General features: G+C 53.1%; 21 protein-coding genes. 7 read left to right on the plus strand and 14 right to left on the minus strand.

Annotated elements, in window-relative coordinates:
- Positions 1-30 precede the first annotated feature (30 nt).
- Genes ACR0EO_RS14360 through ACR0EO_RS14370 form a run of 3 tightly spaced genes read left to right on the plus strand, consistent with a single transcriptional unit; the run spans position 31 to position 2,845 of the window.
- Complete coding sequence (locus ACR0EO_RS14360; RefSeq protein ID WP_480691061.1) at positions 31-696, plus strand: TRAP transporter small permease; 666 nt, start codon at positions 31-33, stop codon at positions 694-696.
- Complete coding sequence (locus ACR0EO_RS14365) at positions 696-2,054, plus strand: TRAP transporter large permease (protein WP_480691063.1); 1,359 nt, start codon at positions 696-698, stop codon at positions 2,052-2,054. The genes ACR0EO_RS14360 and ACR0EO_RS14365 overlap by 1 nt, the downstream gene beginning before the upstream one ends.
- Positions 2,055-2,065: 11 nt before the next feature.
- Complete coding sequence (locus ACR0EO_RS14370) at positions 2,066-2,845, plus strand: IclR family transcriptional regulator (protein WP_480691065.1); 780 nt, start codon at positions 2,066-2,068, stop codon at positions 2,843-2,845.
- A gap of 186 nt (positions 2,846-3,031) precedes the next feature.
- On the opposite strand, the gene ACR0EO_RS14375 is transcribed toward ACR0EO_RS14370, so the two are convergent.
- The gene (locus ACR0EO_RS14375) at positions 3,032-4,189 is read right to left on the minus strand and encodes a Hint domain-containing protein (protein ID WP_480691067.1); all 1,158 of its coding nucleotides are present in this window, start codon (positions 4,187-4,189) and stop codon (positions 3,032-3,034) included.
- A gap of 148 nt (positions 4,190-4,337) precedes the next feature.
- Between ACR0EO_RS14375 and ACR0EO_RS14380 the strand changes: the two genes are divergently transcribed.
- Positions 4,338-4,631 (plus strand): hypothetical protein, encoded by a 294-nt coding sequence (locus ACR0EO_RS14380; protein ID WP_480691069.1) that lies wholly within the window; start codon positions 4,338-4,340, stop codon positions 4,629-4,631.
- Positions 4,632-4,742: 111 nt separating this feature from the next.
- Here the strand turns inward: ACR0EO_RS14380 and ACR0EO_RS14385 are convergent, their stop codons facing one another.
- On the minus strand, positions 4,743-5,291 hold the full coding sequence (locus ACR0EO_RS14385; protein ID WP_480691071.1) for a helix-turn-helix domain-containing protein: 549 nt from the start codon (positions 5,289-5,291) through the stop codon (positions 4,743-4,745).
- 86 nt (positions 5,292-5,377) lie between these two features.
- Here ACR0EO_RS14385 and ACR0EO_RS14390 point away from each other — a divergent pair, with 86 nt between their 5' ends.
- Positions 5,378-6,079, plus strand: a complete 702-nt coding sequence (locus tag ACR0EO_RS14390; protein WP_480691073.1) for an AzlC family ABC transporter permease — start codon at positions 5,378-5,380, stop codon at positions 6,077-6,079.
- A complete protein-coding gene (locus tag ACR0EO_RS14395) occupies positions 6,069-6,368 on the plus strand; it encodes an AzlD family protein (protein ID WP_480691075.1) in 300 nt (99 codons plus the stop codon). The genes ACR0EO_RS14390 and ACR0EO_RS14395 overlap by 11 nt, the downstream gene beginning before the upstream one ends.
- 235 nt (positions 6,369-6,603) lie before the next feature.
- On the opposite strand, the gene bfr is transcribed toward ACR0EO_RS14395, so the two are convergent.
- From bfr to ACR0EO_RS14430, 7 genes are all read right to left on the minus strand, one after another.
- On the minus strand, positions 6,604-7,089 hold the full coding sequence (gene bfr / locus ACR0EO_RS14400) for a bacterioferritin (protein ID WP_480691077.1): 486 nt from the start codon (positions 7,087-7,089) through the stop codon (positions 6,604-6,606).
- Between the two features lie 344 nt (positions 7,090-7,433).
- Positions 7,434-9,614 carry a TonB-dependent receptor gene (locus ACR0EO_RS14405; RefSeq protein ID WP_480691079.1) on the minus strand — a complete coding sequence of 727 codons (2,181 nt, stop codon included), beginning with the start codon at positions 9,612-9,614 and terminating at the stop codon, positions 7,434-7,436.
- Between the two features lie 28 nt (positions 9,615-9,642).
- Positions 9,643-10,935 (minus strand): MFS transporter, encoded by a 1,293-nt coding sequence (locus tag ACR0EO_RS14410; RefSeq protein WP_480691081.1) that lies wholly within the window; start codon positions 10,933-10,935, stop codon positions 9,643-9,645.
- A 122-nt stretch (positions 10,936-11,057) separates the two neighbouring features.
- A complete protein-coding gene (locus tag ACR0EO_RS14415; RefSeq protein WP_480691083.1) occupies positions 11,058-11,708 on the minus strand; it encodes a TetR/AcrR family transcriptional regulator in 651 nt (216 codons plus the stop codon).
- A gap of 168 nt (positions 11,709-11,876) precedes the next feature.
- Entirely contained in the window at positions 11,877-12,554 is a 678-nt protein-coding gene (locus ACR0EO_RS14420; RefSeq protein WP_480691085.1) for a hypothetical protein, read from the minus strand.
- A 7-nt stretch (positions 12,555-12,561) separates the two neighbouring features.
- On the minus strand, positions 12,562-13,962 hold the full coding sequence (locus ACR0EO_RS14425; protein WP_480691087.1) for a selenium-binding protein SBP56-related protein: 1,401 nt from the start codon (positions 13,960-13,962) through the stop codon (positions 12,562-12,564).
- Positions 13,963-14,032: 70 nt separating this feature from the next.
- Positions 14,033-14,791: an IclR family transcriptional regulator gene (locus ACR0EO_RS14430; protein ID WP_480691089.1), complete on the minus strand. Its 759-nt coding sequence runs from the start codon at positions 14,789-14,791 to the stop codon at positions 14,033-14,035.
- Between the two features lie 367 nt (positions 14,792-15,158).
- On the opposite strand from ACR0EO_RS14430, the gene ACR0EO_RS14435 reads away from it, so the two are divergent.
- Complete coding sequence (locus ACR0EO_RS14435) at positions 15,159-16,604, plus strand: coniferyl aldehyde dehydrogenase (protein ID WP_480691091.1); 1,446 nt, start codon at positions 15,159-15,161, stop codon at positions 16,602-16,604.
- A 68-nt stretch (positions 16,605-16,672) separates the two neighbouring features.
- Here ACR0EO_RS14435 and ACR0EO_RS14440 read toward each other — a convergent pair whose 3' ends face one another.
- The 5 genes from ACR0EO_RS14440 to ACR0EO_RS14460 are packed head-to-tail and all read right to left on the minus strand — an operon-like array spanning position 16,673 to position 20,247.
- Entirely contained in the window at positions 16,673-17,731 is a 1,059-nt protein-coding gene (locus ACR0EO_RS14440; RefSeq protein ID WP_480691093.1) for a 2Fe-2S iron-sulfur cluster-binding protein, read from the minus strand.
- 11 nt (positions 17,732-17,742) lie between these two features.
- On the minus strand, positions 17,743-18,216 hold the full coding sequence (locus ACR0EO_RS14445) for a hypothetical protein (protein ID WP_480691095.1): 474 nt from the start codon (positions 18,214-18,216) through the stop codon (positions 17,743-17,745).
- Between the two features lie 19 nt (positions 18,217-18,235).
- Entirely contained in the window at positions 18,236-19,387 is a 1,152-nt protein-coding gene (locus ACR0EO_RS14450; RefSeq protein WP_480691097.1) for an aromatic ring-hydroxylating oxygenase subunit alpha, read from the minus strand.
- A 9-nt stretch (positions 19,388-19,396) separates the two neighbouring features.
- On the minus strand, positions 19,397-19,660 hold the full coding sequence (locus tag ACR0EO_RS14455) for a hypothetical protein (protein ID WP_480691099.1): 264 nt from the start codon (positions 19,658-19,660) through the stop codon (positions 19,397-19,399).
- Positions 19,657-20,247 carry a TetR/AcrR family transcriptional regulator gene (locus ACR0EO_RS14460; protein WP_480691101.1) on the minus strand — a complete coding sequence of 197 codons (591 nt, stop codon included), beginning with the start codon at positions 20,245-20,247 and terminating at the stop codon, positions 19,657-19,659. Before ACR0EO_RS14460 ends, ACR0EO_RS14455 begins: the two co-directional genes overlap by 4 nt.
- Between the last annotated feature and the right edge of the window lie 274 nt (positions 20,248-20,521).

Raw genomic sequence — 20,521 nt, forward strand, 5'->3', positions numbered from 1 at the left:
AACCTAATACCGACTGGGAGGACGGGCTACATGTCGTTTTGGGCAGATACAGGCGCGATATTCAGCGCCTTTCTCAGCCAGGATTCGTTTGAGATCCAATCCGCGTTGGAATCTGACGCAACGTGGGTTTGGGGCGCGATCGTTTCAGCCCTTGGTGGGCTGTTAATCATGATGATCTACCGCGCGGTTCCCTTTGTAGAACGCCACCTGGAGCGGTCGGTAATGGTGTATTCCTACCTTGCAATTGCTCTGATCATTTTCTGGGGAGTGATCGACCGGTTCGTATTTAACGATCAAGAACCATGGTCAACCACTATACCACCCTTGTTGTTCATGGTGATGGCCTGGTTTGGGGCATCCTACAATGTCCGCCTTCGCACTCATCTTAGTTTTACCGAATTCCGCACGGCAATGCCTCGCGGAGGGCAATTAGCATGTCTGATCCTCGACGCGGTTCTTTGGTTTATCTTTGCCGTGATCGTCATCGTAACAACTTCGCGGTTGGTCGCACTGTCGGCATCGAACTTTCAGATTGTTCTGGGAACCGACAACATCATGCAGTGGTGGTTTCTGTTGGCTGCACCGTTGTCATTCTTTCTGATGGTTGGTCGGGTGTTTCAGAACCTTGCTGATGACCTTCGCAATTGGAGAACGGGCCAACCCCTGATCCAGCAAGCCGTGATCGGAGCAGACTGATGACAGACGGTACCATGGTCACACTGATCTCACTTGGGGTCACTTTCCTTTTCATGCTGGGCGTACCAGTGCTGCTTGTTATCGGCTATTGGGTGATTGGCTGCTCGTTCGTGCTCGGCCTCACCCTCGACAATATGGGGGCCGAACTTTTGAACGTCTTCAACAAGGGTTTCGCCTTGTTGGCGATGCCCTTGTTTATCCTGACCGGTGACTTGATCAACAAATCGGGTATTGCGCGACGGCTTAGCGATTTTGCCTATGCCTGTTTGGGGTGGATACGTGGTGGTTTGGCGATGGCATCACTCGGCGCCTGCGGGTTGTTCGCTGCGATTTCTGGGTCGAACTCGGCAACTACGGCGACGATCGGATCGATGTTGCACCCCGAGATGGTCAACGGTGGTTACGACGAGCGGTTCAGTGCGGCCACAGCCGCAGCGGGCGGAACCGTGGGGATTATCATTCCACCGTCCATTATCTTTATCGTTTACGGGTTCCTCATGAACCTTCCGATTTCCGAGCTGTTTGTTGCTGGCATTCTGCCGGGCGCATTGATGGTCATGGGTATGCAATTCGCGTGCTGGATCATTTGCCGCATAAATGGCTGGGGCTACTTAATCCCACTTCAATTGAACCGCGTTCTGAAAACGGCTTTCGGAGCGTGGCTAGGGTTCTTCGCAATCGGACTGGTGCTGTGGGGTATCTACACCGGTAAATTCTCTCCGACCGAAGCTGCCGGTGTGACCGTGGGCTTCTGTGTGATCGCGGGCCTTGTCAGTTATCCTATCAACCGCCTGATGGGGGCTCGAAACGACATTCCTCCGACGGAAAAGAGTTTCGCTGAGATGTTCGTGGTCGAAGGGTTCACAATTCCAGAGATCCCCTCAATTGTTATCCGTTCAGCCCAAATTACCGGTATCCTTGCGCCGCTAATCGCCATTTCTGTCGTGATGCAGCAAATCTTGTCCCTGCTGGGTGCACAACAAACTATCGGAGATTTTGTGACGTCGATGGGCGGCTATCACGCAGTGCTGTTTACCTCGATGGTGATTGTTTTCTTTTCGGGCATGGTGCTGGAAAGCCTGCCGGTTACAATCATTCTGGCCCCAATCCTTGCTCCGATTGCAGCTTCGGTTGGGATCGATCCGATCCACTTTTCGGTAATATTCCTCGTTGGGGCTTCCATTGGGTTCATTACGCCGCCGTATGGGTTGAACCTCTATGTGGCTTCTGGTGTAACCGGCGTGCCTTACTTCCGGCTGCTACGCTATACGGTGCCCTATCTGGTGGCGCTCCTGTCGGTCTGGATATTGGTGTCACTGGTGCCTGATCTTGCCTTGATCCTGCTGCCAAATAACTAGAATGTTGCGGGATGGCAGAGACAGACACACAAGAAAGAGAGACACAGATCCCAACAAATCTGCGCTTGCTACTGATCCTTGAAGAGGTGGCAAAGCGCGGTGTGGCTGTCAAACCGTCAGACCTGATTGATGCGTTGGGTCTGGCCAAGCCGACCGTCCATCGACTTTTGCAAACTGCCGAGGCTGAAGGCTTTTTGCAGCGTGATTTGGATGGTCGGTCTTACGGTCCGGGTCGGCGTTTGCGGTTGTTGTCGGTTAATACAATGTCTGCCGAGCATTTGCGGACCGCGCGCTTGGCAATCCTGCGCAGCGTGGCCGAAGAGGTGGGTGAGACCTGCAATCTTGCCATTCCGGACCGCGAAGGGATGATCTATCTCGACCGCGTCGAAACCAAATGGCCCCTACGGATTCAGCTACCGATCGGTACACAAGTGCCGTTTCACTGTACCGCCAGCGGTAAGATGTATCTGTCCACCCTGCGTCAAAAAACGTTGGATGGGTTTTTGGCTGCAGGGAATTTGAATCAACAGACCGACCGTTCTCTGACGGATCCAACATCGCTGCAGGCGGAAGTGCGGAGAATTTCCGAGAGGGGTTATTCCACCGACGATGAAGAGTTCATGACTGGCATGACCGCTATCGCAGTACCGGTTGAGGACGGGCAGGGGCGATTGGTTGGTACTTTGTCCTTGCACGCTCCGACCCAGCGTCATGACATCAAGAGTCTTCTGTCGTTTCTGGAAACACTTCGACAAGGCGCCGACAAACTCTCGGGGCTATTAGCCGAGTGAATGTGATACGGCATTAAGCTCGTTGCTCGACTTACTTCCCAACAACTGCGTGTTATATCCGAACCGGCAAAAACCAACCTGCGAATTTCCCTATCGCATTGGTTCCCTGGGCCTAACACAAGATTTAACTAAGTTCCGCCTTTACGAGTGTTCCGGCGAATGAAAGTAGATTTGAGGGTCGGTTGGTTAGTTCAGCCGAGTAGAAAACGCCTCAAGAACCAATCTGCCATTCTTCAAATGACGCTCCACAAGCTTCTTCTGCAATTTTCCAGCGGGTACAGGCAAGGCTGTTTCCGGCTCATAATTCAGGTTTTCCACTTCGGGGAAAATTGAGAGGATTTCCTCTCTTGCTTCATCAGAAATCGCTCTGATCGCTTCGGGCCCAGTGTAGAGGCTTTCCGACGGTGCTCCTTCCGCGAAGACAATTTCATGTTTGTCGAAAAGAACGTGGAAATACTCGACGTGGTCAACTTCGTTGTCGACAAAAATGCCAGGAAGTTCGGTTAGCTTTACCGCAGCGACCAGTACTTCGGAGTTGCCAAACATCCTTTCAGAGATCTTTGATGAGACCAGCATGCGGTGTTGTTTGGACACCAACAGATCTCTGGTCGGCAAGCCTTGCCCAAGTGCACCGGCTGAGATGCGGATCGGGCGAAGCTTTTCGCCGGAACCTTCCAGGGACTTCAGTGGGAGTTTTCTCGATCCGATCCATCGCACACGCTGATGGCCGTTGTCTTTGGTCGACACCAGATCGCCAACCGACAACTCTTCGACAAGAACCTCTCCTTGTTCAGTCAGGATGTGGGTGCCGCGTGCGAAACAGACAATGTCCCCAGAAATGTCGCCGAATCCGATTACGCCTGTATTCGCACCGGACGAGAAACCGCCTTCGAAGATAACCTGGATCGTCGCGACGGGGCCTCCGAATGAAACAGTCAGCGAATCCTCTGCGCCTGGACCTTCAACAGCAGTTGAATCCGCGCCATCAGCCTCAACCGTGTTTCCTGTCTGGACATGGAAGGGGCTCAGGTTCGAGAAAATTACGGGTACCGGATCCCCGTTTATGTCGAATGCAAGTACTGTGACCCGATCGTCAAACGACACTTCGTTACTGTCGAGATCGATAATTTCAAAGGTCGCGTTTTTGACCGGCGTCGAAAATGTAACTTCGGTCGCAGCTGGGCCGGGTGTTCCAGAGAAAACAAACAGGTTCCCGCCAAAGCCTCCGTTATAGAAAACATCGGGGTCCGACGTCGCCGTTAATGTCGAGGTCTTCGTTCCGTCAGTCAGCCCGGTTGAACCGTTCGCGCTGCTCAATGTCGCCCAATCGAAAAGGAACGGCATGGCTACATCTCCAAAACACTAGAAATCGCTATGTACTCAGTTATTCCACTTAAGACCTATGAAAGCGGCAATAAATTGACAAGATGTTAAAGAATATCTCTTTGTACCTGTAGCAAAGGTCCAAAAGCTCAATTACCGGGGATAAATCATGGCAATTGTCACTATGCCGGCTCAGACGGCCCAAAGACTAGAAGATGAAATTCGTCTGCTTTCGCAGTCTGTTGAGATCAAGATGTTCTTTGCGAAAGAGTTTGTGCAGATGCTGAGCTTTACGGATGAGGAGATTGCAGCCTTTGGAGGGGAAACCGGCGAAGCCGTCATTCTGGCAGTTCGCAATTTGGATGTGCTGGAGAAAGCGATCCCCAGGGCCTCGGGCGGTAGGTTGAACTACATTCCGATAATCAACGACAAAGCCAAAGCTAAACTTGATCCTTTCTTATAGGGAAAATTTCTTCGGTAGAGGGCTACTTTAGGTGTTGGCAACCGGTGATCGGGAACAAGGCCAACACCTGTTTATCCAGCAATTTTCGGTAACAAAGGCCTTTCAGCCCAACTAGTCTCGCGTTTCCATCACCACGATCATTTGAGTGCCGGATTCGAGCGCTTCGTAAACATGGGGCCTGTCAGCCGGGTAGCGGTAATAGTCCCCGGCTTTTAGCACTTCTTCTGAACCCAAAGGTCCGACACGGGCCAGACCAGCGCAAAGAACAGTGTGTTCGATGGTGCCAACGGGGTGCGGGGTTGACCGGCGTGCGCTGCCGGGTTCGAGATCCACGCGGTAGATGTCCCGCCTCGTGCCTGGAGGACAATTCGCTAATAAAGTTGTCTGATAGGATGCGTGGTCTGAACCCAGCCTGTCGCCATCGCCAGCACGTATCAGACTAACCTCTGGTTGGCTGATTTCGAACAGTGTTGAAAACGTAACCTCCAATGCGGCTGCAATGGCCCATAGGGTTTCAATGCTTGGGTTTCCCTTGCCGGATTCAAGTTGGGATAATGTCGATTTTGCTAACCCAGCTTTGGAGGCAAGCGCGGATAAGCTAAGACCTTTACGGTTGCGTTCCCGCTGAATTGCACTGGCGATCAGGTCGTTTGGAGTCATTTCGGCCCTATAAAGAACGATTGTATTTTTTAACGAACGTTCATATGTTCGCCACAATGAACGATGTTCGCCATAAAAGGTCAATCATGAACGTTGCATATGTGCCCAGAATTTCTGAACTCGCGCTAGGAGCACGGGATATGTTGCCTATGGCGCTTGCGGCCGCGACTTACGGAGTGGCTTTTGGCCTATTGGCGACTAAAACCGGATTTTCGCTTGCGCAATCACTTGGAATGAGCGCTCTGGTGTTTGGCGGATCCGCGCAGTTGATCGCGCTTGATCAGTTGACTGCAGGGGCGGGGGCTGTGGCGGCGATTTTGGCTGGTGCAGCGCTCAACATGCGTATTCTGCTGATCACCGCCAGCATGCGGGAGGCCTTGATTCATCGCCCTTGGTGGCAGATCGCGATCGGGGTTCATCTGGCCACAGATGCCTCCGTTGCTTTGATGCAAACCGCAAAAGCAAGGGGTGCGCTTGCGAGCTATTGGTACCTCTTTGGAGGCGGTGCTTTCTTGTTGACGGTCTGGATCTTGGCCACTGGCATTGGCGCGTTGCTCTCTCAGGGTATTCCCTCGCCGGAACGCTTCGGTTTGGACTTTGCCATCGTTGCAGTTTTCATCGCATTGCTGCCCGGGCTGTGGCGCGGGCGTCGTGATCTTATGCCGTGGGGCGTGGCGGCTGGGACGGTCGTGATCCTGGCGGCTTTGTTCCCTTCGCAGGCTGGGTGGGCCCTTATCTTAGGCGCGATTTTTGGCGCTGTAGCGGCGGGGTTGATCCATGACGACTGAAATCTGGTTGACCGTCTTGGGTCTGGGATTGGCCAGCTATGCCATTCGTATGGGCGGTTTTTTGTTGGCGCTGCGCCTACCACAATCGGGGGGCTGGGCCCGAGGTATGGAGGCGCTCCCCGGTTGTTTGATCGTCGCTTTAGTGGCGTTGATGATGCTCAAGGGTGGAACGATCGAATGGGTGGCGGGGGCAGCGGTGTACTTGGTTGCTGCAAAAACCCGTAACTTGCCGATCTCTATGGTGATTGGCTTGGCAGTTGTCGCGGGTCTAAGGTTGCTGACTCAATAAGAAGTATCCTTGCAAACTAGGTAAGTCTGCTGGTGCCTTCTCGTAAGTATCCAATTCCATGCAAGCGAAGTTCAGTCGGGTTTGTCTTTTTAGCCCAACTGGCTTCGCACAATAGACCTGCGATAGGCCCTGAAAGTTGAATCTATAGAACTCGGCCCTTCTGCCATAGAAATTAAACAAAGGTAGATACGATAACCCTGTTAATTCGCCTCTCACCAACCCGATTAAGGGTCGTCTAGTCAGCGTCTTCCATCTTGGTCGCATTTAATTGAGCAAACAGTTCGGGCCCGACGCGATCATAGAGGTCCAACTGAGTTTCAAGAAAATCAATATGTCCTTCTTCGTCGGACATGAGGTTTTCAAACAGGCTCATGGAAACGTAGTCACCGGCGGCTTTGCACACATCTCGTGCTTCTTTGTAGAGAGCCCTAGCGCTGTGCTCGGCAGCCAAGTCGCATTCAAGAGTTTCGCGCGGGTTTTCCCCGATTCTGAGCGGATCCAGTTTCTGCAAGTTGGGATGGCCTTCCAGAAAGATGATCCGTTCGATCAGTTTGTCGGCGTGTTCCATTTCTTCGATGGATTCTTCACGGCTTTTTTTGGCCATGCTCCCAAGACCCCAATCGTCCTGAAGGCGGTAGTGCAACCAGTATTGGCTGACTGCTGTAAGTTCATGTCGAAGTGCTTTGTTCAGATATTCGATTACCTTCTTGTCACCCTTCATAACTGACCTCCCGGGTTTCAGGTTTGTTCGCTTGGAAAGGAGTTTCGTAGGTTGATACTAACACTTATTAGAAGCGCTCCAAAATCAGCGAAAAGACTCAATTAATCATATCGGTAGTAGAGTTTCTGATGATTCTGGTTGGACTTAGCTCTGAAAGACTTGCGCTCTAACCAACACAATTGCGTTCAACTGAGACAACGTTGAGGCGATCCAGCGGACTCAGTTGAACCACGATCAGCAGTGGCCCGCCTAAGTCCCGCAAAGGACACCCGGCTCTCAGTCATCTGCCAGACAGATGCCGGACCATCGCGCAACACAACGGTCCGATTTCGCTCGGCGTTTAATCAGAAGGTCACTGAGTATCCCGCCCAAAAGCGGCGCCCTTCGGCGGCGACCGGGATGTCTTCTCCGGTTAGCGGATTGGTTCGAACTGAGCTTGCCGTCGGGTTCAGTTGATTGGTGTTGAAAAGGTTGTCGATGGCAAAGCTAAACTCGCCCAGACCGATCTGTTTGGCCATGCGCGCATTGACCGTGGTGGTGTCTTCGACCACCGCATAGCCCTTGTTGTCACGCTTGCTGGTGTAGACCACTTCGCCAGCAACGCGCAGACCGTTTTTGAACACGTAGTCCGTGTACAGCGTCACCTTGACCGGGGCTGCGATGCGGTTGTTGGGCAGCCAGCTATCGACTTTGTCGTCATTATCGCTGTCGAACCGGCCCTCAGTGAATGAAGCAGATAGACCCACATTGAAATCCGGGTTCACCTGATAGTCTGCAATGATCTCACCGCCCCAGGTTTCTTCTTTCTGCTGAGTGATTGTGTTGGTGGCAGAGTCGAAAACCGTGCCCTCATCGGACGTTGCAAAAAAGCCAGATGCTTCGATGCTGAACGCACCGTTTCTGTGTCGGGCTCCGACTTCGTAGGTATCGACGATCTGCGCGTCAGGCCCGATCGAAGCATATGAGACGCTTTGACCGGGAAGGAATGGGTTGGCCGGCATCGCTCGGCGTGTGAACGCGCCCACATCCGGCAGCGAAAACCCTTGAGAAAAGCCAGCGAATATCTCGGTGCTGGCTGTCAGGTGATAAACGCCGCCGAAATTGAATACCGTTGCATCATAGTCAAAGCTCCCGCCTGTCACATTCACCGCGGGCAACGGCAAAGCGCCAACTGGTGTAAGCTGAATAGCGTCAGGACGAACGAAATCGTTTACAGTCAGGTCGAAGCGTTCGTAACGGACACCACCTGACAGATCGAATTTCTCACCAATCGGAACATCGAACTGAGCGAAGGCAGCCATGCTGCGTTGATCCATTGGTGCGATGACGTCTGTACCATCCAACAATGCCTGGCTGACGTCATCCTTACCGATGTCGATCCCCCAGGTCAGTTTAGCCCCGGCTGCGATCTGGCTCAGATCACTGCGTACGGTCGTGCGGATTCCGTATGTTGTGGTGTCTAGTCGCGTCTGCGCTTCGGGGTTTTGACGTGGATCAGTAAGGCTAATCGGATAGTAAAGGGGGTTCGCGACGCCTGCGGGCACAAAGGCCGCGGTACGTTCGTTGTTGGTGTAATAACCCTGAACTTCCAACTCGCCGATCGTCAGATCCGAGTTCACATAGCGTAGAGTGAGAGCTTGCGTTTCATCCTCGACTGGCTGACCAGTATAGGGCTGAGTGGGATCAACACTGACTGGGTCGGTCAGGTAGTTGGTGAAGAAATCGGGGTCCTGTTTGAACCGATTGGCGTCAAAACGTAGATCGAACCGGTGTGAGCCTTCTTCGTAGTCGGCCGCCAAGCCTAGCGAGTAAATTTTGCTGTTGTCACCACCGCCTTGACCAACCAGCGGGTCAGAGGGCAGCTGACGTCCATCGCCGTCATAACGATCGCCAATGCTCTCGGCGCTCAACTCCAAACGTAGGCCAAAGTTTTCGACCCGGCGGTCATGCGAAGCGAAAATCTCGTAACCCAGCGAATCCGATACGCTTTCGCCTTGGGCTGACAGGCGTGTGAAAACGTTTGATTGCGTGGTATCCGCCGCCCGCTTGGTGACGATGTTAATCGTACCTCCGGTTGCGCCGTTGCCGTATTGCGCGTTCGAGCCTTTCACGATCTCGACCCGTTCAACCGAGTTTACGTCGATCAGCGCCAGTTCCCTGTCGAAACCGCGCAACTCACTTGTGCGGGCGACACCATTGACGAGAATCTGGATGTTGCGCCCGCGCAAGGTTTGACTGGCACCTGACACGGTGCCGTTCGAAACACTCAGGCCGGGCACAAAATCCGATAGGATCCTCTCCAGCGCTTCACCTTGCAGGATGCGCTGCTCCATATCGGCAGAGGTTATCACCTGAACTGTGCCGGGAATGGTCGAGGTATCCGCGTTGCTGCGATAAGCGGTCACGATGATTGGCTCTAGCGTAAAAACGTCTTCTTCGCTTGCAGTGTCTTGCGCCGCGGCGAGGTTGGCACCAAGCAATGCGATAAGGGCGGTGCTGGCCAGCAGCACACGTTTCTGTCCCATCGGGGTCGTCCTTTTTTAGGTATTTGGTTTAGTTGAGTAGGGGCACCTGGGCGGTTTGATCTTGGGTGGGTGCGGCCTGCCCGATCTTTGATTTTGCAAGAAGGATGAGGGCAATCGCCCCCGTGATGAGCGACAGCCCACAAGCGAGCCAGAAAACAGCGGCGTAGCCAAATGCCTGAGCGGCAACACCCGCAGCCATGGACCCGATCATATAGACCAGCAGGTTGGCGCTTGAGAGGATCGTGAAATCCGTCCCTGCCTGGGATAGCGACGATACGCGCATGAAAGCGGTGAACAACCCGACTATTTCCATGTAACGGATGAAGGTGTTCAGCATGGAAAGGCCGATCAACACCTCATACGGCAAACCTTGGACCGCGGCAATTCCGTAGAGGGCGAAGATAGCCGTGCGCCCTACGACCAGGGTCACAAAGAACCGCGCTAATCCAAGGCGTCCGATCACCATCATGGCAAGATACGCGCCCAATATCCCGACCGCGGCAGCTGAACCGCCTGAAATCACCCCAATCAGGGACAACGAAAACCCGGCATCAACCAGAAAGGACTGCTCCAATGCCTTGATCAATCCTTCGGGTACCCGGAATATCAGCGCAAACGCGAAAATTGCCACAGCACCTGGGCGCGTGAAAAAGTGGCGCAAGCTGGGCTTCTGACTGTCTTCTTCTACTACGCGTTTGCCCAATGTTTCCGGCACGGCCAAAAAGATTGACACAGCCGCAAAAGACAACGCACCGGTTGTCAGAACCGCAGCTTGCCAGCCGATCAAGTCATACAAGAAAAGGGTTCCTGATCCGCCGATCAAAACACCTGCGGCGACTGCTCCGCTCTGGATGGCGTTTCCACCCGCTTGGTACTGAGGCGGCAAGTGTTCAACCGCATAGCCGTCGGTCGCTATGTCCTGTGTCGCCGAAGCGAAGGCGGTCGTGAGCAACAGCGGGAAAAACAGTCCAATATCGGCTACTGGGTCCAACTGCGATAAGCATATAATCGTAAACAGGACGATTGCCTGTGTACAAACGATTACACCCTTGCGTCCGACGTTTCGATGCTGCGACAGGCGGTCAATAAATGGTGCCCAAAGCGGTTTAATCACCCAGGGCAGCATCAGAATCCCCAAGCCTCCGATCAGGGAAAGATCGACACCGCGAGATCTCAGAATGGGCGGCAAAGCAGCGGCGACCAGATAGATCGGAATGGCCTGAGCCACGTATAGGCCCACAAGAGTAGTCCAGATCCGCGTATCAAGCCTGTGCGACGGGACTGCACCTGAGTTTGCGTAAATCTTGTTGAACCTGGACATCCCGGAGCGCACGCCTTGCTTGCACGTGAAAAACGTGGCGAAACTAGACAGATTTACTCAGGTTTACAAGAAAAATGAGTATAAGCTCATATTAACGGTTAAATAATTGATAAAAAACAATATTACGTGCTAAACTCGTCTAGCTGAGGGAAATCGAAGGCCAGCATCAGAACCTTTTTGCACCATCCCTGAATTCTCTGACGATTTGGCGAGTCGTCGGTCATTGCCAGCACTTGCAAGCAAGCAATGGTGACCTGGTTCTGCAGCAATGCCAGTTCTCGCCCAAACTCAGGGGGTGTCTCGCCGCTGATTTTCTCATGCAGTGCAACAATGCGTTGCAGAATCTGTTGCAGGTGTTGTGCCTCTAGCTCTGCCAACTCGCGTGAGCTTCCCATGGCCCGACGCAGTTGCCAGTGTCCGCGGGAGTTTATCTCGGGGTGCCCTGCCAAGGCCTCGAGTATTGCATCGATGCACTCTTCTTTGGATTGGCCGTTCTGAAAGGCTTGTCCTGCTTCATCCAGAGCGTTCAGTGTCTGATCAAGCCAACGCTTAAACAGTTCATAAAAGATGGCCTCTTTGTTGGGGAAAAACTGATAGAGGCTGCCGATGCTGATCTGCGCACGTGATGCGATTGCGTTGGTTGTAACCCGATCCGCCGGACCTTCGGTCAGAAGGGTCAGGGTGGTTTCCAGAATTTTCTCGACCTTTATTTTCGACCGCAATTGCCGAGCCGTTTTACGCGGAACTACGGTGGATGTCTGAGAAGAAGGCATGATTTCAACTGAAAGCGTTATTGTTCAATCTCTTGTATCAGGTTGCAGGCTCGTCGAAAACTTATGATCGCTTGAATTGGGGCATGCTTCGAACGCAGGCGGCATCGGTAGGTTCAAAAAATTCCTGATCAGAGGTTATTATTTGTAGGCCTTTAACAGACCAATTTTTCAATGCCCTATATAGGCCGACCAAACTCCGAATGCGCCAACAATGATCAGACTGATTGCCCAAGCAACGTCGAGGTTGAACCAGCTTTTCGAAATGAACTTCAAACCCAACCAGTGATAGACAATGATGGCGAGGATCGAACCCGCCGTTGTCATTGCCAGCGTGTGCACAATGGCGACACTAAATGCTGTGAAGATGTTGTTGGTCATCAACGTTTGCGCAGCGGCGTGACCAGTTGATGCGACGGTGCCTGGTTCAAGAAGGCCGCAAATCCCCAAGTAAATCGGGACCAGCATCAGCCCGGCACCATGGGCCAAAGCAGCTAAAAACGACCAAAGAACCAATCGCGCGGGGTGCACGCGGGCAAGTATCTTGGGATGTTTGCGGTTAATCAGGAGATAAACGCCCATACCGATCACGACTAAGCCAGCGCCAAGCCTGATTTCCGTTTCGCGTTCGACCAGCACTATCATCAGTGAAAACGGCAGTAGAATGCCAATCATCGCCAAAAAGTGCCCAAGCGCGAGCATTGCCAGGGCTTTGACCATTGCCGCCGGCTTACGTTCCATCAACGCGGCTGAAACGGCCAAAGGCCAACCCATGCCAGGGTTAATACCGTGATATAAGCCTGAAAAAATGACGGCCCACCACAGGGCCGCCAAGGACAGTTCTTCCATTTAGAACCTACACTGAGGGATAGCAGAAACTGTCAGTCGAACAATCGCCCCCCTCCAGACGTATCTGGTGGGCGCGTGTGCCTTCGGGGAAGTCAATGTAGAAGTCCGGATCTAGCGCAAAGCTTCCGTCCTCACCCACGTTGGCCATGACCATTTGTCCCCCTTCGTGGTGGGGGTAGAACTGATTATCCCAAGTGGAATATAGCGAGTTGGTCCAGTAGACACGTTTTCCGTCGCGGCTGATTTCAACCATCTGTGGTCCGTAGACAAACTCTTTGCCGTTCGGATGCTTAGTCTCACGCGCAATACCGCCTAGTTCAACCTTGCCGTTCAGGACCGGGTTGAGCGGGTCAGACACGTCATATTGGTGCATTTCACCCAAACCCCAACAGGCGACATAAAGGTATTTGTCGTCGAGGCTAAGGTCGATATCGGTGACCAGAGGTGGAACCGCGCTGAACCCTTTCAGCAACTCGGGCAGGTTCTCAGGGTCTTCTGGCCGGGGATCGATGGTGATGACTTTTTTCGATTGCCATTTGCCGTCGTCATCTCGCCACCACGTAAAGATCGCTCCTTGGAGATTAGTGGTATCGACCACCACACCGCAGAAACCGTATGACTTGGTAGGATCATGTGCGGGACGGATTTCCAAAGCCATCTGGTAGTTCTCGCCAAAGTCCATCGTCTGGATGTTCTTGCGGGCGCGCAGATCCCAGAAGTGGATGGAATGGCCATATTTGTTGCTAAGCAAATCTTCGGGGACAACACCGTTTTCAAACTGTGGAGGCAGGCCCCATTCTGAACTGACCATGTAATCCTGCGGTAGGTTCCACCAAAAGTCGTAGTGTTTGTCCTGTTTGCCGCGATCCATTTCATACCGGCCAATGATCTCAAAGCTCTCGCAGTCCATGATGAAGATACCCGGAGGTCCATCCGTGCCGTCCGGCCCTGCACCGCCAAGGGTAGAGACATAGATTCCTTCGGGACCGCAATGGATTGTGTGAGGGCGTGAGTATCCGGTTTTGGCGAACACTTCTTCGGGCTCAATGATCTTGTGTATCTTGGCTTCAAGCGGCTCTTTGACGTCAAAGATGTAGATGCGACTTGATCGGATACCCGGAACAATCAGATAGCGTCGCTCTAAAAACGCGTGGCCCGATAAGGGGGACAGGGACGACGAACAAGCGTTCCACCCAAAATGGTGAAACTCATCACCAGTCGTCGGGGTCATCACAGTGTGAACGATTTCACCGTAGGTGTCGGAACCGGATCGCAGATCGATCACGGCTAGCCCGTCGTGATGATCGGCATCTTTCCCAAGCATGATGGTGAAGGCAAAATTCTCGACCGGCGCTTCCATGGCCAGTTTCGGCGACGCGTGAAACGTCGGGTCTGGTCGTAAATTCATTTTAGTCCTCCCTGTTGTGTTTACCCCACCTCCTTGGGGCACGCCTGCAAGCGTTGCTTTGGTGACTTCGTTAAACCTCGCTAACGTTGCAGAGTTGTATGGCGCCACTGATTTTGGTCGCCAGTTCCTTCAACTGAATTCCTATCTCCTGTCTGTAGTCATACCCGAACCGCCGGACTGGGCCGACAGCTCCGACACTGAATGTAACGCCGATTTTTCCGACGGCGACGGGGGCCGCCACGCTGGAAATTCCGATGTCAATTTCCTGATCGCAGTCGGCATATCCTTGCTTTTGGATCAGGTCGAACTCTGCCACCAGGTCATCTCGAGTGGCTTTGGTGTGATCTGTGAACGCTTTGAGCGTACCATTCAGGATCGTTTCCTGAAAGCCAGGCTCGGCGAAAGCGGCGATAGCTTTTGAGCACGAACACGCATGCATAGGGCGTTCACCGATACCGGGATGAATGAAAGCGCGGCCCGGGTCTTCGGGCGTTTCCACGTGAATGATCTCGATCTTGCTGTCCCGGAAACGGGCCAGGAAAACCGTTTCGTTAAACGTGTTGGCCGCTGATCTAAGCAGAGGAGCCGAGACGCGGCGCACATCGATGTCCGATTTTCCCAGTAGGGCGATCCGGATCAGTCGGTCCCCAATAACATATCGTCCGTCGTTGTTGGGCTCTTCGATCAAACCTTGTTCCAGCAGCGTTTGAAACAGCCTGTAACACGTTGGTTTAGGGATACCGCTAGCGGCCTGCACCTCACCAGCCGTCACCGGGCGTCCGACCACGGCCGTGATTTCAAGCAGGTTTATCAGGCGTTCAAGGTGCATTTCGATGCTGTGCCGCCAAATTTTGAGACAGAATCTCATTTAACGAGAACTGACCTGTTAAGATCAAGTCTTATTTGGTGGGATGCCAATCCACTCTAAAACAACAGTTGTCACTACTTGGGTTGCTATCAATCGGAACGAGGTCCACGCAATTGTAGCGCCTGAAATTCCGTCGATGATGGCAAAGGGTATTGCCCAAAATCTTCTCGGGAGGTGAGATCAATTTGGCGCCACTTTCTCTTCGCGTACTTCCCAGGAAGTGCTCAACGTTTTCAAAAGGCTCAACTGACGCGAAACAACGTAACGTTGAAGTTGAGATTTTGCTTGGCCTTCGAACAAATAGTGGAAGGGCAAGCAGGAGAGTTCGATGAAAAATGCGGCTTTGGATGTGTCGACGGTAAACCCTTTGGATAACTCGGCTTTGAGGCAAGCGTTGGATTTGCAGCGCAGCGCGTTTTCCAAAGATATCTATCCCGATTTGAATGTGTGCAAAGACAGGCTCACTCGTCTCGAGCTTGCGCTAGAGGCGAACTTTGATCGATTGATTGATGCTCTGAAATCTGACTTCTCAAACCGTAGCGCGCTGGAGTGCAAAGCTGTTGACCTTATCCCAGCGCTCGGTTCGATCCGCTTCGCGCGTAAGAACCTCAAAAGATGGATGCGCCCGCGCAAGGTTTTGGTACCCCTACATCTGCAACCTGCCCGAGGCAAAATCGTACCTCAGCCATTGGGCGTGGTTGGCATCATTTCTCCTTGGAACTTTCCGGTCTTTCTATCGATCGCACCTATGGCCGCAGCGATTGCGGCTGGAAATCGCGTCATGTTGAAGCCGTCAGAGCTTTCGCACCACACGTCAGTAGTGTTGCGCCAGATGGTTGCTGACAGCTTTGACCCCTCTGAAATCAGTGTTCAAACAGGTGGGCCTGAAGTGGGAACCGAATTCAGCGCTTTGCCCTTTGACCATCTGTTGTTCACCGGTTCGACCCAAGTGGGACGCAAGGTGGCGGCTGCGGCGGCCATGAACCTGACGCCGGTTACATTGGAGCTGGGAGGGAAATCCCCGGCGATTGTGACGCCTAACGCCGATTTGAAACGCGCGGCAAAACGCATTGCATGGGGAAAAACGGTTAACGCGGGGCAGATCTGTGTTGCACCGGATTATGCATTAGTTCCAGCCGCTGAATTGGACACATTTGCTGATATGGTGATGCAAGAGTTTTCGGTCCTATATCCTGACGGCGTGGCCAGTGCGGATTATGGTGGAATCATCTCAGACAACCATCTGAGCAGGTTGAGTAAATTGGTCTATGAAGCGGAGCAAGCAGGCGCAAAAGTGATGCGTTTGCAGAAAACTTTTGTGCCAGAGGGAAAGCGCGCGCTATCCCCGACAATCGTCATTTCGCCTGATGCCAATCTAGGCATAATGCAGGAAGAAATATTCGGCCCTGTGCTACCAATCCTAGCTTATGAGAATGTCGACGACGCGGTCGCCTTTGTGCAAGGCCGAGATCGCCCTTTGGCCTTGTACGTGTTTTCTGAATCCAAAGAAGACCACGACTTCTGGGCTAAGCACTCGATCTCAGGCGGTATGGGGGTGAACGAAGTTCTGCTTCACGTGGCCTGCGACACACTTCCGTTCGGCGGAGTCGGGCCGTCCGGCATGGGCGCCTATCACGGTGACCGTGGGTTTGAAACGTTCAGTCATTTAAAGTCTGTCTTTACCCAATCCAAGCTAAACGGAGCTGGATTGTTGGCGCCGCCATACAACAGGGTGTCTGAGCGTGTCGTCGCATTAATGAAGAAGTTTGCTTGATGCCACCCTCTAAGTTGAGCAAGCATTTAACTGTTGGTGGCCGGTGTTGTGATTTCGTTGTTCACCAATCAAGTATCAAACCGCACGAAAAGCTCTTTGTCTGTCGCTACGCTTTGGCAGCACAGGATTAGGCCATTTGAGATGTCGTTGTCGTCCAGGGCCATCCGGTTTCGCATGTGCACGGACCCTTTGGTCAGGCGGGCTGTGCAGGCGCCACAAACGCCGGACTGACAACTGTATGGAGGGTCTAGGTTAGCAACTTGTGCGGCCTCTAAAAGCGTCTGACCAGCAGCTACCGAAACTCGGGATGTTTTTCCGTTCAATTCGATCTGAACTGTAGCGGCAATCCCTGTGACAGACATATCGCTTTCATTGGCACCGCCAAAACTCTCCGAGTGGATCCGCGCGTCGGGTACATCCAGATTATGCAGCACCGTGCGGATATCAGAGTTCATACTGCCTGGGCCGCAGATCCAGAACTGAGTATCCTGCGCCACCGGAGGCGTTTCGGCAATCGCGGCTTGGATGGCAGCCGCATCCAAGCGACCCGTACGCCACGGCGTGAACCAACTGAATAAGGACGGTTGCGAAAGGATGTGTCTGACGGTCATCCGCTCGGGAAACTGTGCCTGCATTTCCTCAAGCTCATCCCTAAAAATAATGCTTTTCGCATTAGAATTCGCGTAGACCAAGTGAACGGATGAATGCGGTTCTTTTTCCAGAACGGTGCTGATCATCGAATACAGCGGGGTGATGCCGCTGCCCGCGCCGAAAAAGTAGTGGGTACGACGTTCCAATGATCCGGGTTGCACGGTGAAGTTCCCAAATGGGGGCATCACCTCAACCTCATCTCCTGCAGAGAGGGTGTCGCCGATGTGATTGGAGACGACGCCGTTCTTCACACGCTTGACCGTGATGCGCAAGGATGAACCAGGGGGGTTGGAGATCGTGTAGCTGCGTCTGTGTTCCACACCATCAATGAAAAACCTGATCGTCAGGTGCTGGCCCGCCTGCCATTGGAAGATTTCGGCCTGTTCCGTAGGCAAGTCGAACGTCACACTGGTTGCTGCCCCGTCAATTTCCTTGCGGATGTCCGAAACCGTCAACCTTTGAAAGTCGCTTAGCATGGTATGTCTCGTTATCGGTAGTCGTAAGTGGTTGTCAGCGAGCGGATCACTGAGCCGCCGGCGAAAGGCGCAAAGACAAACTCATCTGTCTGAACCATCCTGCCTTTGTAACTCTGCCAATCATAGTCCACACGCGTCACGGCTGTGACGTGGGACATGCCGTCCGTTACCTTAGTTGCGATATCAGGAGCAGAGCGCCCGCTTTCCACGTATCCTTCCATAGCCTTTTCGATTTCGTCCCCTCCGGCCGCGGAGGCATCTGCAACCTTGTAGGAGAAAACGTCGTCGTTTTGTCCCATACCGTATTTGATTGTGATCCGATGTACGGCTTCGGGATGCCAATCGTCCCAAGTTGCAATGAGGCTATTTTCGTCCTGAGCCTGCACGACCCGGGCCGCAATTTCCTGGGGGGTATCCGCGCTGGCGGTTAGCACCATAACCGATGCAACTGCGACGCCGATCAAAGTAGCAGACAGTGGTCTCATGGTCTCTCCTCCGGGTTTCTCATTTGTCCTGCATGAATGACAGCACCGTCTTTTGATGCTGCGTAACCGGGCTCTCACCAATTGACGCGGGGCCTACTTCGAACATGGGGCTTTTCAGGGACTTTTGCTGTTGTTCGCAGGCGTAGATATCTTCTGCCGTGAAGTCCCCGGATGCCATTGGATCGTTCTCTCCGCTGGCGTCACCACCCAGGTACTTGGCGCCGCCGAATTCTTTCCAGAACCCCCAGCTTTTCCATTGCTGTCTCTGAAAGGCCCAATCCGAGGCATTGGCTAGCTTTGTTCGGTTCTCAACCCGCGTAAGATCGGGTGCCAGCGGGGTAATGATGAATAGGTTCCAGCTGTCTTCTCCAGCGCCGATGCCGATGCCGGGGAAAAGCATCGGTACCCAGGCCCCCACTTGCGGCTCAGGTATAACGCGCGGTGTTGGCAGGTTAGCTTCGAGGTTTTGCGCATATTCCGTCGATGGGGGCTCCCAAAAATGGTAATGCGGCCCTTTCCACCCGTATTCAGCCTTCGCGTGGTCGTACATGTACAGTGTGTTCGAATGCAGATGGCTCAGGTGGTAGACGTCGATGTAGTTTTCGACGACAATTTTCCAGTTAGACTTTATTTCGTATGTGTTTCTCGCATCGGGATACTCTACCAGCTCTTCTGGTTTATGTGGGCCGAGAAACGCGTCAACTTCTCCGAACCATTCTGCCAACGAGGGCGCATCTGGGTCTGGATGAACGAACATCATTCCACGCCAAACGTCCACACTGGCTGGTTTTAGGCCAAGGCAGGATTTGTCGACGCCGCCCGGGTATTCTGAGGCCTCGTCTGGGACTGAGATCAGATTGCCCTCTAGGTCATATGTCCAGTCGTGATACGGGCAGGTCAGTGCCTTTTGGGTTTTGCCTACCGCCCTGATCAGTTGGGTTCCGCGGTGGCGGCAAATATTGTGAAAGGCACGCAGTCGATGGTCACGCCCCATAACAATGAATATGTTGTTCAACCCTGCCTGCACGGAGAGGTAGTGTCCGGGCTCGGGAATATCTTCGACAAGACCTGCAAAGCGCCAAGTGCGGGAAAAGATAAGGCTTTGTTCCCGGTCAAACCAATCTTGCGATGTGTAAGCCTCAACCGGCAGGTGGTGGTACATTCTGGTCATCACGACACCTCAGGAAAGTAAGTGGGCGTATTGAGGGAAAAAACTGGCGGAGATCATCATCAAGCCGAGCCCGGCCCAAAGCGCCACGATAGTCCAGTAAAGAAACGGATCTTCTTCGCGGTTGATCTCGAACATCAGAAACGCCTGCCCGTTCATAATGGTTGGTACGATCCACCAGATGAATAGCAGCCCCCAGACCCAATAAAGGCTGAGCGAAGTTGCAGCTAACAAGACGGGCAGAGCGATGTAGTTTGCGGTTCTAGACGGGCTCATTGTTTTGTCTCCAGCACTGAGGCCAGTAACAAGGCTGCCTGCCTCAGCTCCTCGCGCCAAATAGCGGGCGGGTCCAAGGGCAACAGCGCATCCATACTTACAAAGATTGCTGAAATTCCTTGGGTTACTGCGCGGATATCTGCAGCAGAAGCGGAGGGAGCGGCGCGGCGAAGGATAACCTCGATCACGTCGAAGAAATCGGTCAGGCTGTCCATCAGACTTTGTCGAAGATAAGGCCGGTCTGGAACCGCTGTCACCAGTGCCTGGTATGCCAGCATCAGTCGCGGATCAGTTCCGCTGTCGTCTGCGAACAAAGCGTCCACAAGTTCAACAGGCGCCGCGTTTTCGGGCAAGTTTTGGCGCAGGGCGTCCAATGAAAGCGTAAAACAATCAACGACATACCCGGCCAGCGCTGTGATCATTTCATCCTTATTTCCAAGGTAATGGCGCAGCAGGGGACGTTTGACTCCGGCTTCTTCTGCAATCCGAGCTTGTGTCGCTCCCTCAAGCCCGAAGCGCGCGACGCAAGTCAGGTACGCGTCAAGAATCTCATCGGATCTTTGGTCTTTGAGTGAAGGTCTTGGCATGTCTCTCTCGTTTATTGTCACGAATGACAAATAAACATGAGGTAAAAATTGTCAATAGTGACAACTTATAAATTGAGAAACAGACTTGGCTTGTGTGAAACAGCGCTCACCGGTCAGTATTTAACGTTGGGCCTAGAGTGCTTTGGGGTGCATTTTTGCTCGGGCGATTTTGCCATGGTCCTGATTTCATTTGAGCGAACACAGATAAAGAACAGCAGGGCCATTTTTTCTGGTGAACGCCTTGAATTCCGACGTTTTGGTTAAGCCTCAAAAA

It is taken from the genome of Ruegeria sp. BE9, from assembly GCF_056538765.1.